13 protein-coding genes are annotated in these 12,757 nt (G+C 70.2%); 6 read left to right on the forward strand and 7 right to left on the reverse strand.

Annotated elements, in window-relative coordinates:
• Window positions 1-39 precede the first annotated feature (39 nt).
• Window positions 40-1,173: an ABC transporter substrate-binding protein gene (locus tag BM109_RS21830; RefSeq protein WP_371268829.1), complete on the reverse strand. Its 1,134-nt coding sequence runs from the start codon at window positions 1,171-1,173 to the stop codon at window positions 40-42.
• A gap of 204 nt (window positions 1,174-1,377) precedes the next feature.
• On the opposite strand from BM109_RS21830, the gene BM109_RS21835 reads away from it, so the two are divergent.
• A complete protein-coding gene (locus tag BM109_RS21835) occupies window positions 1,378-1,827 on the forward strand; it encodes a hypothetical protein (protein WP_143129232.1) in 450 nt (149 codons plus the stop codon).
• 21 nt (window positions 1,828-1,848) lie between these two features.
• Here BM109_RS21835 and BM109_RS21840 read toward each other — a convergent pair whose 3' ends face one another.
• From BM109_RS21840 to BM109_RS21860, 5 genes are all read right to left on the reverse strand, one after another.
• Window positions 1,849-2,283 carry a hypothetical protein gene (locus BM109_RS21840; protein WP_093346994.1) on the reverse strand — a complete coding sequence of 145 codons (435 nt, stop codon included), beginning with the start codon at window positions 2,281-2,283 and terminating at the stop codon, window positions 1,849-1,851.
• A gap of 91 nt (window positions 2,284-2,374) precedes the next feature.
• The gene (locus BM109_RS21845) at window positions 2,375-3,586 is read right to left on the reverse strand and encodes an MFS transporter (RefSeq protein WP_093346998.1); all 1,212 of its coding nucleotides are present in this window, start codon (window positions 3,584-3,586) and stop codon (window positions 2,375-2,377) included.
• A gap of 75 nt (window positions 3,587-3,661) precedes the next feature.
• On the reverse strand, window positions 3,662-4,792 hold the full coding sequence (locus BM109_RS21850; RefSeq protein WP_093347002.1) for an ABC transporter substrate-binding protein: 1,131 nt from the start codon (window positions 4,790-4,792) through the stop codon (window positions 3,662-3,664).
• Between the two features lie 125 nt (window positions 4,793-4,917).
• Window positions 4,918-6,129 carry a cytochrome P450 gene (locus BM109_RS21855; protein ID WP_093347004.1) on the reverse strand — a complete coding sequence of 404 codons (1,212 nt, stop codon included), beginning with the start codon at window positions 6,127-6,129 and terminating at the stop codon, window positions 4,918-4,920.
• A 13-nt stretch (window positions 6,130-6,142) separates the two neighbouring features.
• Window positions 6,143-6,598 (reverse strand): nuclear transport factor 2 family protein, encoded by a 456-nt coding sequence (locus tag BM109_RS21860; protein WP_093347007.1) that lies wholly within the window; start codon window positions 6,596-6,598, stop codon window positions 6,143-6,145.
• 137 nt (window positions 6,599-6,735) lie between these two features.
• Here BM109_RS21860 and BM109_RS21865 point away from each other — a divergent pair, with 137 nt between their 5' ends.
• Genes BM109_RS21865 through BM109_RS21880 form a run of 4 tightly spaced genes read left to right on the forward strand, consistent with a single transcriptional unit; the run spans window position 6,736 to window position 10,051 of the window.
• Window positions 6,736-7,641, forward strand: coding sequence for a branched-chain amino acid ABC transporter permease (locus BM109_RS21865; protein WP_256222704.1), 906 nt, complete (start codon window positions 6,736-6,738; stop codon window positions 7,639-7,641).
• On the forward strand, window positions 7,638-8,576 hold the full coding sequence (locus tag BM109_RS21870; protein ID WP_093347010.1) for a branched-chain amino acid ABC transporter permease: 939 nt from the start codon (window positions 7,638-7,640) through the stop codon (window positions 8,574-8,576). The genes BM109_RS21865 and BM109_RS21870 overlap by 4 nt, the downstream gene beginning before the upstream one ends.
• On the forward strand, window positions 8,573-9,331 hold the full coding sequence (locus BM109_RS21875) for an ABC transporter ATP-binding protein (protein WP_057594135.1): 759 nt from the start codon (window positions 8,573-8,575) through the stop codon (window positions 9,329-9,331). Before BM109_RS21870 ends, BM109_RS21875 begins: the two co-directional genes overlap by 4 nt.
• 3 nt (window positions 9,332-9,334) lie before the next feature.
• Window positions 9,335-10,051, forward strand: a complete 717-nt coding sequence (locus BM109_RS21880; RefSeq protein WP_093347013.1) for an ABC transporter ATP-binding protein — start codon at window positions 9,335-9,337, stop codon at window positions 10,049-10,051.
• Between the two features lie 15 nt (window positions 10,052-10,066).
• Here the strand turns inward: BM109_RS21880 and BM109_RS21885 are convergent, their stop codons facing one another.
• Complete coding sequence (locus BM109_RS21885) at window positions 10,067-11,485, reverse strand: aldehyde dehydrogenase family protein (protein WP_093347016.1); 1,419 nt, start codon at window positions 11,483-11,485, stop codon at window positions 10,067-10,069.
• Window positions 11,486-11,598: 113 nt separating this feature from the next.
• On the opposite strand from BM109_RS21885, the gene BM109_RS21890 reads away from it, so the two are divergent.
• Window positions 11,599-12,570, forward strand: a complete 972-nt coding sequence (locus BM109_RS21890; RefSeq protein ID WP_093347019.1) for a LysR family transcriptional regulator — start codon at window positions 11,599-11,601, stop codon at window positions 12,568-12,570.
• Window positions 12,571-12,757: the final 187 nt, after the last annotated feature.

Raw genomic sequence — 12,757 nt, forward strand, 5'->3', positions numbered from 1 at the left:
AGAAGCTTCGCGCGGAAGGAATCGGACGGGAGGAGGGCGCTACTGCCGGATCTTGCCGGCGTTGCTGAGGATCGTGAGCTCGACGAAGCGCGTGCCGTTGCCGCCGGCGTTGGGGCCGAGGTCGACCACGTAGCCGCCGAAGTCGAAGTTCACCAGCGAGGCCAGCGCCGCGGCCATGCCTTCGCGCGTGGGCGTGCGCCCTTGCCGGCGCACCGCCTCGGCGATCACGCGGCCCGTGATGTAGCCCTCGAACATCGAGTAGCTGACCGGTACCTCCAATGTCTGCCCGGCCGTGGCCTCGATGAACTCGCGCGTCAGCTTGCTCGAGATGCGGAACGGGCTCGGCGTGACCTGCGCGATCACGATGCCCTGCATGTGCTGCTCCGACAGCCGCTGCGACAGCTGCTCCACGTCGACGCCCGAATGCGCGACCAGTTGCGCCGTGCCCTTGGGCGCCATGCGGTAGCGTTCGATGAAGGCCGCGGCGGCGCCGGTGCTGGTCAGCATCACGATGGCCTGCGGCGGCTCCTTGAGGAAGGCCTCGGCGGCGTCGCCCACCTTGGTGGTACCTGCCGGGTAGGAAGCCCGCACCACGATGCGCGACGACGAGGCCGCGGCGAGTTCGTCCATCAGCTTGAGCAGTTCGCCCGAGGCGGGCACGTCCTCGTAGAAGACGCCGAGCCGGTTGATGCCGATGGTGGCGAGGTGGCGCGTGATCTTGGTCAGCTCCTCGCGCAGGTCGGCGTGCATGTTGAACAGCAGCGGCGGCGGCGCGCGCAGCTCGGACGAGCGATAGCCCACCAGCGCGAGCCGCTCCTTCTCGAGCGTGCCCGAGGCCACGAGCGCCGCGATGTTGCGCGTGCCGAAGTAGCCCGCGAGCACCATCGGCCGGTTCTCCGCGACCAGGGCCTTGGTCAGCGCCACGGTCTGCTCGGGCTGGCCCAGGTCGTCCTTGCGCACCAGGCTCAGCGTGTGGCCGTTGACGCCGCCGGCCTTGTTGATCGCGTCGAAGCTCAGCTTGAGCCCGACCCCGAAGGCCCGCCCCTGCCGCGCCTCGAGCCCCGACATCGGGGCCACCTGCCCGACCACCACCTGCACCGCCGCGGCGGGCAGAGCCGCAACCGCCATCATGGCGGCCGCGAGCAGCGGACGCCAGAACGCCATCGATTTCATCTGTCTCTCTCCGTCTCCGGGCGGTGAACGCCCCTTCTTGCAAGGGCCGGATCTTGGTGTCCGGGCGGGGCGGAGGATAACGGAAAACGGTGAATCTGCGCGCGGGCCGTGGTGCGCCATCCCGGCGATATGATCTCGCGCGCTCGCAAGCGCATCGATGCAACCGTGTTGCTCGATCCATTCGATCACCAGGAGGGAGACAGGATGATGAAGACGCTCGTGTTGGCGGCCACGGCCGCATTGCTCGCCGGTTGCGGCACGACCTCGGGCAGGCTCGGTCCGTTGCCCGAGGTTCCGGATGCCTCGGTCGCCGCCAAGGTGGTGGTGGTCCGCATCAGCAGCATCGTCGGCGCGGCCAATGGCTACACGGTGGCGATGGATGGCAAGGACATCTTCGGCATCGGCTCCGGCGAGCACGCCGAATTCCAGGTGTCGCCCGGCGAGCACTACCTGGGGGTGAAATGCTTCGGCGGCTTCACGCCGACGTGGAAGGAGGACTCGCTGAAGTTCGACGCCGCGAAGGCATCGTCGAACTACTTCGTCGTCAGCCCCAGCATGACTTGCGCGGCGGTCAGAGGGGCCGACGAGGCGGAAGCGAAGAAGCTGCTGTCCGGCAGCAAGGCCGTCAACCTCGCGAATCCCGCCGGCCGATAGAGCGCCCGGGGGCGCGGCGAATCAATCGCTGCCGTCCTCGCGCGCCGCCATCCGCCCCGCTTCGCGATCGAAGGCCTCGTACTGCCCGTCGCAGAACAGTTCGCACAGCCGATCGAGCTCGCCGCGGTCGCGGGTCTCGAACACCGCGACGTCCTGCTCGAGCTTGCCCTTGCCGAAGAGGCCCTTGCGCGGACGCATCGCCACCGACTGCAGCTGGTACTCGCCGCGCCGGTCGGTGCCGTCGCCCAGCAGCGTGACCCACAGCTCGCGCTGGTCGGCCTCATTGCGCAGCACCAGCGCGGGCAGCGGGCCGTCCTGCTGCTCGTTCCATTCGCTGTGCTGCTGCTGCCACGGATGGGCATCGATCGCGGCCATGAAGCCGAGGAGGGTGGTCTCGCCCTGCGGGTGGGTCTGCTGGAAGTCGTCGCCGACCTTCTGGATTGCGTAGCTCAGCATGCGGTGGAGCGCCGGGTGCGCCCGTGTGGTGTCGATGACCGAGTGTGCCCAGCCGCGCGATGCGGGCGTGTCGGTCGCCGCCCCGTCTTCCTCAACCCGCGGCGGGGCGGGACAGCGGCCGCGGCGCGCGCGCGGCGCGGTGCTCCTGCAGCAGGGTCAGCATCACGGTCAGCGCCATGAAGACCACCGCGGCCCAGAAGACGCCGCTGAAATGGCCGCGGTCGAGCAGCCAGCCGAACAGCATCGGGCCGACCGCGCCGCCGATGTTGAAGCCGGTGGAGACGATGCCGAAGGCGCGGCCCTCGGCGCCGGGCGGTGCGGCGGCGCGTACGAGCATGTCGCGCGAGGGCGTGATCACGCCGGTCAGGAAGCCGGTGGCGCCCAGGCACAGCACAAGCGCGAGATCGGGCAGCCGGCCCCAGGCCGCGAGCGCCGCGAGCACGGCCGCGCCCGCGAACGCGACGGCCGCCACCAGGCCGTGGCGGCGCGTGCGGTCGGCCAGCGCGCCGCCGGCCAGCACGCCGAAGGCACTGGCGAACAGGAAGGCCGTGACCGCCGCATTGGCCCATGTGAGGTTCACGCCGTAGCCGCCGACCAGTGCCGACACCGAGAAGCTGCCGATCGAGTTCGTGCTGAGGCTCAGCAGCACGTAGAGCAGGGTCAGCGTGAGGATCGCGGGCGTGAGGATGCGAACGCCGGCACCGCCGCCGGCCGCGGTCTTCGGCTTGCTCGCGGGCCGTGCGGCAAGCGCCGGCTTCTCGCCCGCGAACAGGAAGACCCAGGCCAGCAGCCCCGCGAGGCCGGTGGCGGCGAAGGCCCAGCGCACGCCCAGCGTGCTGGCGATGCCCATCAGCAGGGCCGGCGCGATGGCGCCGCCGACGAAGCCCGCGAAGGTGTGGACCGAGAAGGCCTTGCCCATGCGCGCGCTGTCGATGCCGGCCGAGAGCATCGCGTAGTCGGCCGGGTGGTAGACGCCGTTGGCGATGCCCGCCAGCGCCATCGCGGTGAGCAGCCAGGCGTAGTGGCCCGAGAACGCGAGCGAGCCGAAGGCCGCGCTGCCCAGCAGCAGGCCGGCCATCAGCAGGCGCCGCGCGCCGAAGCGGTCGACCGCGAAGCCCAGCGGCGCCTGTACCAGCGCCGAGACCACGTTGAACACGCTGAGCGCGAGGCCGAGCTCGACGAAGCTCAGGCCCCACGCGCCGGGCAACACCGGCAGCAGCGCGGGCAGCGCCATGATGTGCAGGTGGCTGACGAGGTGGGCGGCGGAGACCTGCGCGAGCAGGCCGGTCTTGGGAAGGGGCATGGCCGGGGGCGTCGAAAGGACGGCGCATTGTGCGGCAAGCCCGCCGTCCGCGCTCGCCGCGCCCCGCTCAGGCAATCACTGCACCGCCACGAACTCCCCGCCCTTCACCTGCAGCAGCACGCCGCCATAGCTCGGGTTGCGCCCCGCATCCACGCTCCAGGTGCCGTTGCCCAGCACCATCGGCACCTTGTTGAGCTTCGCGAGCTCGTCGCGAATCTTCGTGCGGTCGGGGTTCGGGCCGGCGTTCTTCACCGCCTGCACCGCGACCTGGCCCAGCGCATAGCCCATGCCGGCCCAGTTGTCGGGCGCGGCCTTGTACTTGGCCTGGTAGGCCTTCACGAAGGCCTGGTTCATCGGCGAGGGATTGTTGGGCGAATAGTCCGACACGAAGTAGGTGCCCTCGACCGCCTTGCCGCCGGCCTTGATGAAGCCGGCCGAGCCCAGCGTCGACGGGCCGATGAACTTGACCTTCGACTCGAGCCCGGCCTGGCGGATCTGGAGGATCAGGTTGGCCGAGACCTCGGCCGGCGCGGCGATGAAGATGGCATCGGTGGGCGTGGTCGCGACCTTGGTCGCGAGCGCGAGGAAGTTGGAGTCGGAGGAGATGAACTTCTCGTCGGCCGCGATGGTGACGCCGGCCTTGGTGAAGTAGTCGGCCAGCGCGTTCTTCTGGCCGATGTAGCCGTCGCTGCTCTGGTCGTGCAGCAGCACCACGCGCTTCACGCCGAGCTTCTCCGAGGCCAGCTTGCCGAGGAAGCCCATGATGTCGGTCGGCGTGGCCTGGATCTTGAAGGCCCAGGGGCCGGTGGCGAGGATGCCGGGCGAGCTGCCGATGGCGAGGATCGGCAGCTTGAGGTCGTTGGCCACCGGCGCGCCGGCCAGCGCCTCGGCGCTGACCGTGGGGCCGAGGATCAGCATCACGTTGTCGCGCTTGCCGAACTGGTTGACGAGGTTGATGACCTGGCCCTTGTCGCCCGCGGTGTCGCCCTCGACGATCCTGAACTTGTTGCCGCCGGGCAGCCCCTGCGCGTTGGCTTCCTCCAGCGCCAGCTTCATGGCGTTCTGGATCGGCACGCCGCCGAAGGCGTAGGTGCCGGTCATGGCGTTGAACACGCCGACGGGAATCTCCTTGCCCTGCCCGAAGGCGAGGCCGCTGAAGGCGAGAAGCAGCGCGCCGGCGACGGCGGCTCTGCGATGCATGGTCATGGTGTGTCTCCAAGGGCGCGCGAAGGTGCGCGGTTTTTCTCAGGGGGCCATGGCAGTGTCTTCATGCATCCGGGTTGCGTCAGTCCCCATCACAGGGGACGGACCGACCCGAAGCGGCGCCGAAGCTATTCGGCCACCAGCTGCAGCGGCAGCACGTCGAGCGTGCGCAGCGTGTTGACCGGCCGCCAGCGCGATGCGCCCGCGGGTTCGATGCGCTGCACGCGCCGCACCAGCGCGCCGAGGATGCTCTCGGCCTCGAGCCGCGAGATCATCTGGCCGATGCACACGTGCGCGCCGACGCCGAAGGCGCGGTGCACGCCCGCGGTCTGGCGCGTGACGTCGAAGCGCGCCGGATCGGGCCACTGGCGCGGGTCGCGGTTGGCGGCGCCCATGTGGTAGCCGACCTTGGTGTCGGCGCGCAGCCGGACGCCGCCGAGCTCGACCTCGCCCGTGGTGGTGCGGAACATCACCTGCGCGGGCGACTCCAGGCGCAGCGCCTCCTCGAACGCGCCCTTGATGAGCGCCGGGTTGGCTTTCACGAGCGCGAACTGGTCGGGGTGCTCGGCCAGCAGCTTGAGCGTCGATCCGATGCCGGCGATGGTGGTGTCGACCCCGGCGCGGAAGAAGGAGCGCACGTGCAGCGGCGCCGTGCCCTTGTCGAAATGGCCCGCGTCCTCGGCCTCGTAGATCTTCTCGGCGAAGCCGCCGGGCAGCGTGTGCTCGCGCTGCAGCACCTGCTGGTACCAGTCCATGATCGGCGCGGCACGCTCGAGCGCTTGCGCCACGCGCGCGTTGTTCGGCCCGAGCTGGTTGAAGTTGAGCTCGCCCGTGAGCTTGATGCGCTCGGGCGGCACCGCGATGCCGAGCACGGCCGGGAACACCTCGAGCACGTAGGCCTCGGTGATGTCGGCCACGCCGTCGATGCGGCCGCGCGCCACCGCGGCCTCGGCGATCTCCTCGGCGCGCTGCGCGAACTTCTCCTTCCAGCTCTTCACGACCAGCGGCGACAGGATGCGCTGCAGCGCGGCGCGAACGCGCGTGTGCTCGGGCGGGTCGATCTCCGAGATCGGGCTGCGCGTGCGCCAGGCGCCGGGCTTGCGGATGTCGCTCATGCCCACGCCGCCCTCGACCGTGAAGCGCTCGAAGTCGCTCGCGACGATGCCGGCCTCGGCATGGCGCGTGACGGCGTAGTAGCCGTGCGGCGCGACGTAGACCGCGGGCGCCATCTCGCGCATGCGGTCGAACAGCGGATAGGGATCGGCGATGTTCGCGTCGGAGAACGGATCCTCGTCGAGGACCGGTGCGTCGGGGATCGACAGGGTGGCGGTGGCGTTCATGGGTCGGTCCTTTTCAATCCGCGCTCGGCAGCACGCGCACGGTCATGTCGGCGATGCGCCAGCCCTCGTCGGTGCGCCGGAAGCGCAGGTCGTACTTGCCGAACATCGCGATCTTGCCGGGACCATCGCGCCAGTCGGTGATCAGCGCGCGCGCATGGCCGTGGGCCTCGTCGGCGCCTGCGCCGGGCACGGCGTAGAAGTCGGTCATCTGGTGGTGCATGCGCTGCCTGAACTTCTTCTTCATCACCTCCTCCATCAGCGCGAGCAGATGGTCGCGGCCATGGATGGTTTCGGGCGGCAGGCCGCTGCCGCCCTGCGAGGCGGGTGGCGAGTTGGCGCGGGTCCAGCTGGCGTCCTCGGTGAACAGTTGGGCGAAGTCGGGGTCGCCGGCATCGGCCAGGTGGCCGTAGCGGGCGAACAGGGAACGGATCTCGAGCTCGTCCTCGACGGGCAGTTGCGGAAAGCGCATGGGGTCTCCAGGGTCGGCACAGTGCTGCGCCCAGTGTCCGCAGGCCCGCCGCGCGCGTCTGTCCCCATGCGGGGGACGGCGGCCCCGGGCGCACCCGTACCGTCGCAAGGGGACATACAACCAAGGGCCGCATTCCGATGATCGCCGCCATGCTGATGCAACAACTACTCAATGGCGTGGTCGTGGGCAGCGTCTATGCGCTGTTCGCGCTCGGGTTTACCCTTCTGTTCGGGGTCAACCACATCATGAACATGGCCCACGGCTCGGTGTTCATGTGGGGCGCGTTCGCGGGCCTGTACGCGGTCACGGTGCTCGACGCGCCGATCTATGTCGCCCTGCTGATCGGCATGCTCGCGGGCGGGCTGGTGTCGGTGGCGCTCGACCTGTTCGCGTTCCGGCCGCTGCGCCGCCGCGGCGCGCCGGAGTTCTCGGCCATCGTGTCATCGATCGGCGCCGACCTGGTGCTGCTCGCGCTTGCGCAGAAGCTGTCGAACACGGCCGTGATGCGCTTTCCCTTCGATGCCTTCCCGGTGGTCATCTACACCATCGGCGGCGTGCGCGTGCAGCTGCTGCAGCTGGTGATCGTGGCGCTGGTGGTGGCGATGGTGTTTGGCCTGGTCTGGTACCTCTACCGCACCGGCTTCGGCCAGCGCATCCGCTGCGTGGCCTATTCGGAGCAGACCTCGCGATTGCTGGGCATCAACCCCGGGCCGGTGAACATGCAGGTGTTCCTGATCTCGGGCGCGCTCGCGGGCATGGCCGGCGTGCTGATCGGGCTGGTCTTCAACTCGGTGCACTTCGCGATGGGCGAGCCGCTGCTGCTGCGCGCCTTCGTGATCATCATCCTCGGCGGGCTCGGCAGCATCCCGGGCGCGCTGATCGCGGGGCTCGCGATCGGCATCGTGCAGACGCTCGCGGTGGCCTACGTCTCCTCGGGCGTGGCGGAGGCGATCGTCTTCACCGCGCTGTTCGTCGTCATCCTGGTCCGGCCCACCGGCCTGTTCGGTCAATCGTCCGCCGCCATGCGGGTGCAACGCGCATGATGAACTTCTTCTACACCTACCAGTCGCTGTTCGACCACATTCTGGTCTACGCGATGCTCGCGATGAGCCAGTACGTCGTGCTGCGCGCGGGCGTGTTCTCGCTCGGCAGCGCGGGTTTCGCCGCCATCGGCGCCTATGGCTGCGCGCTGCTGGTGGTCAAGGCCGGCTGGCCGCCGCTGGCGGCGATCGCCGCGGGCACCGCGCTGGGCGGCGTGGCGAGCGCGGTGCTGGCCTTTCCGCTGTCGCGGCTGCGCGGCGTGTTCCAGGCGGTCGCCACCCTGGCCATGGTGCAGATCGTGCTGTCGGCCACGCAGAACTGGACCAGCGTCACCAACGGCGCGATCGGCATCAGCGGCATTCCGAAGGTGGCCGGCACCGGCGAGCTGCTGCTGATCGTGGTCGCGGTGGTGGTGCTGCTGGCCGCGATGGGCCGCCACAGCATCGGCCGCGCGATGGACGTGATCCGCGAGGACGAGACCGTGGCCGTGTCGCTCGGCATCTCGGTGCCTTACCACCAGCGCATCGCCTTCATCCTCTCGGGCCTGCTCGCGGGCCTGGGCGGCGCGCTGCAGGCTTCGAGCAGCTACGCCATCACGCCCGGCGAGTTCGGCTTCGGCATGCTGGTGGCGGTGCTCGCGATGGTGGTGCTCGGCGGGCGCACCTCGGTGTGGGGCGCGCTCGTGGGCGCGGCCATCCTCACCACCCTGCCCGAGCTGTTCCGCGTGTTCGCCGACTACCGCAACGTGGTGCAGGGCATCCTGCTGATGCTGGTGATCGTCTACCTGCCGCGCGGCGTGGCCGACACCGCGATCGCGCTGCTGCACGACCGCCGGCTGCGGCGCCAGGCGGGGCATGCATCGCGCGCGCCCGCGGCACCGGCGGTGCCCAAGGCACCCATCGTCAAGACATCGATCGAAGGAGGCGTGCGCCCATGACCGCGACCCTGGTTCTCGAAGGCGTGGCCCGCCATTTCGGCGGCGTGCCGGCCGTCGACGGCCTGAGCCTGCAGGTGCCGGCCGGCCAGATCACCGGCCTGATCGGCCCCAACGGCGCGGGCAAGACCACGGTGGTCAACCTGATCACCGGGCTGCTGCACCTCACGGCAGGCCGGGTGCTGCTCGAGGGCCGCGACGTGTCGCGCGACGAGGCGCCCGCGCTCGCGCGCGCCGGCGTGGCGCGCACCTTCCAGAACATCCGGCTGGTGCCCGACGCGAGCGTGCGCGAGAACGTGGTGGCGGGCTTCCATCGGCACGAGAAGTCCGGCCTGTGGGCCAACCTGTTGGGTTTGCCGTCGGCGCGCGCCGAGGCGCGCGAGCTCGATGCGCGCGCGATGGAGCTGCTCGAGCGCTTCGGCATGGCCGCGCTGGCCGAGCACCGCGCGGGCAGCCTCTCGTACGGCCATCAGCGGCGCATCGAGATGATGCGCGCGCTGGCCACCAGCCCGAAGCTGCTGCTGCTCGACGAGCCCGTGGCCGGCATGAATGATGCCGAGGCCGAGAGCCTCGCGGGCATCTTCCGCAACGTGGCTGCCAGCGGCGTGGCGGTGCTGTTGATCGAGCACAACATGCGCTTCGTCATGTCGCTGTGCTCGCACCTGTACGTGCTGGCCTCGGGCCGGCTGATCGCCGACGGCCTGCCCGAGGCGGTGGGACGCGACCCGAAGGTCGTCGAAGCCTATCTGGGGGCCTGAACCATGCTCGAGATCCGAAACCTCGACGTCCACTACCGCGGCATCCAGGCGCTGCGCGGCGTGAGCCTCCATGTGAAGCAGGGCGAGATCTTCGCGCTGATCGGCCCCAACGGCGCTGGCAAGTCGAGCCTGGTGAACGCGCTCTCGGGCCTCGTACCCACGGGCGGCGAGATCCGCTTCGAGGGCCAGCCGCTGGGCCGCATGCCCGCGCACCTGCGTTCGCGCGCCGGCATCATCCAGGTGCCCGAGGGCCGGCGCGTGATCGCGCCCTTGTCGGTGGCCGAGAACCTCGAACTCGGCCGCCAGGCCGCCGGCGTGCGCGGCAGCGACGCGCAGGACCTGGAGCGCGTGCATGCGCTGTTCCCGGTGCTCAAGGACCGGCGCCACCAGCTCTCGGGCTCGCTGTCGGGCGGCCAGCAGCAGATGCTCGCGATCGGCCGAGCGCTGATGGCGCGCCCGCGCGTGCTGATGCTCGACGAGCCCAGCCTCGGGCTTGCGCCCGTGATCATCAAGGAGGTGTTCCGCGCGCTGGTGCAGCTCAACCGCGAGGGCATGACCATCCTGCTGGTGGAGCAGAACGCGCGCCTCGCGCTGCAGACCGCGCACCGCGCCGCGGTGCTCGAGCAGGGGCGCATCGTGCACGAGGGCATGGCTTGCGATCTGGCGAACGATCCGGTGATTGCGGACCACTACTTCGGGCGCGCGGGATTGATCGCCTGATCGGCGCGCTCGGGGTCAGGCGGTGGTGATCGTCTTCGGCTCGAGGAACGCCTCTAGCCCGAACACCCCGAACTCCCGGCCGATCCCCGACTGCTTGACCCCGCCGAAGGGCGCGAGCAGGTCGGGTGCGATGCGGTTGACGAGCACGGTGCCGGCCTCGAGGCGCGCGGCGACGCGGCCGGCGCGTTGCGCATCGGAGGAGAACACGTAGGCCTGCAGTCCGTAGGGCGAGTCGTTGGCGATCGCGACGGCCTCGTCCTCACCCTCGTAGCTGAGCACCGACAGCACCGGCCCGAAGATCTCCTCGCGTGCGATGTCCATGTCGTTGCGCACATCGGCGAACACCGTGGGCCTGACGTACCAGCCGCGCGACAGCCCCTCGGGCCTGCCCTCGCCGCCGGCCACGAGCGTCGCGCCCTGTTCCCGGCCCCGCCGGATGAAGCGCTGGATGCGCTCGAACTGGGCCGCGTTCAGCAGCGGCCCGATGGCCGTGGCCGGATCGCGCGGATCGCCCACGCGCAACGCTGTTGCGATGGCGGCGATGCGCTCGATCGCTTCCCGCATGCGCGCACGCGGGATCAGCAGCCGCGTGCCCGCGACGCAGGCCTGGCCGTTGTTCATGAAGGCCGCGTTCAGCGCCAGCGGCAGCGCGCTCGCGAAGTCGGCGTCGTCGAGCACGATCGAGGCCGACTTGCCGGTGAGCGCGAGGCTCACGCGCTTCATGGTGTCGAGCGCGGCGCGCGCGATCAGCTTGCCCGTGGGTGTCGAGCCCGTGAACGAGAGCTTCGCGATGCCGGGATGGGTGGCGATCTCGTCGCCCACGTCGGCGCCGCGGCCGAGCAGCACATTGAACGCGCCCGCGGGCAGGTCCGCGTCGTGCAGCGCCTCGGTCACCACCTGGGCCTGGATCGGTCCCAGCTCGCTCGGCTTGATGACCGATGCGCAGCCCGCCGCGATCGCCGAGGCGAGCTTGCTGCAGACCGAGCCGGCGACGCTGTTCCAGGGCGCGATCAGCCCGGCCACGCCGACCGGTGCCATCGTCACCGTGGAGTCGCCCACGCGGCGCGTGAACTCGAAGGCCTCGAGCGTGCGCGCCGCGTTGGCGAAGCATTGCGAGGCGTAGTCGCTGACCCACTGGGCGCGCGCGAGCGGGCCGCCGTACTCCTCGATGGTCGCGTCGCGGATCGCGTCGGTGCGCGCGAGCACGGCGGTGCGCAGCCGCTCGAGCATCTCGATGCGCTCGGCCTTGCCGGTGGCGGCCAGCGCGGGCTGGGCGCGCTGCGCGGCCGCGATGGCGCGCTTCGCATCGTTGCGGTTGGCGAGCGTCGCGCTGCCGATGCGCTGTTCGGTCGCGGGGTTGGCGATCTCCACGACCTCGGTGCCCTGTACGGGCACGAAGGCGCCGTCGATGTAGGCCTTGTCGATGTTCCACATGGTGCTGACTCCTGACGGGTACCGCCGGATGGCGGGTCGAAGGCAGTCTAGGAATCCGCCATCGTTTTGAGAATCCGATCAAAATGAGATGACTCATCCAGAAAATCGGAACAATGCACAAGAGCGGCCTGATCGAACTCGAGGTGGTGCTGGCTGTCGCGCGGCGGCAGGGCTTTCGCGCCGCGGCGGTGGAGCTCGAGATGTCGACCACCGCCGTCAGCAATGCCGTGTCGAGCCTCGAGGCCCGGCTCGGCGCGCGGCTGTTCCATCGCACCACGCGCAGCGTCTCGCTGACCGAGGCCGGCCGGCAGTTCGTCGAGCAGATCCGCCCGGCCGTCACGAACATCCGCGATGCGATGGACAGCGTCGGCGAGCGCCGCGCCACGCTGGGGGGCACCCTGCGCATCAACAGCGCGCTGGGCGCTGCGCTGATGGTGTTCCGGCCCCTCGTGGCGGAGTTCCTGCGCCGTCATCCGGGCGTGACCGTCGACATCGTCACCGAGGGCCGCATGGTCGACATCGTCGCCGAGGGTTTCGACGCCGGCCTGCGCCTCGCGCCGCTGGTGCCGCGCGACATGGTGCGCGTGCCGCTCGGCGGCAGCCTGCGCATGGCCGTGGTGGCGTCGGCCGAGTACTTCGCGAACCGCCCCCGGCCCGAGGTGCCCGCCGACCTGATGCAACACGCCTGCATTCGCGCGCGCCTGCCGAGTGGCGTGCCCTCACCGTGGGAGTTCGCGAAGGGCGGCGAGCCGTTCACTGTCGATGTGCCGGGGCCGCTGGTGCTCGATGCGCCGATGCTGATGCTGGAGGCGGTGCGGCAAGGCGTGGGCGTGGCGCAGTTGGCCGAGTGGTATGTGGCGGAGGACCTCGCGAGTGGGCGGCTGGTGCGCGTGCTCGACGAGTGGACGGTGCCGGTGGCGGGGTTGTGCCTTTATTACGCGGGGCATCGGCATCTGCCGGCGGCGTTGCGGGCGCTGGTGGATTTGGTGCATGAGCTGCGGGTGGGTGAGGAGAAACGAAGTGGCGGGGCCGGCGTTGCGAAAGGAAAGCGCGGGAGCGGCAAGGCGAGATCGAAACGCGGTTGATTCTTTCGGGAGCCCCTGTGTGCGACTGCGCGCCCGCACCTTCCTTGCACTTCTGCCAAGTTTCTGCCGCGCCGCGGTTCCACCTGAGCGTGGCGCGCCTTCAGACGGAGGTCCATCGGGTTAGTCTTCACCTCACAAGAGCAGCGTGAGGGAGGGGGCGAAAGATGGCAAGTCGATGCGGCCTTGC

The sequence above is a fragment of the Variovorax sp. PDC80 genome (genome assembly GCF_900115375.1).
Classification (GTDB): Bacteria; Pseudomonadota; Gammaproteobacteria; order Burkholderiales; family Burkholderiaceae_C; genus Variovorax.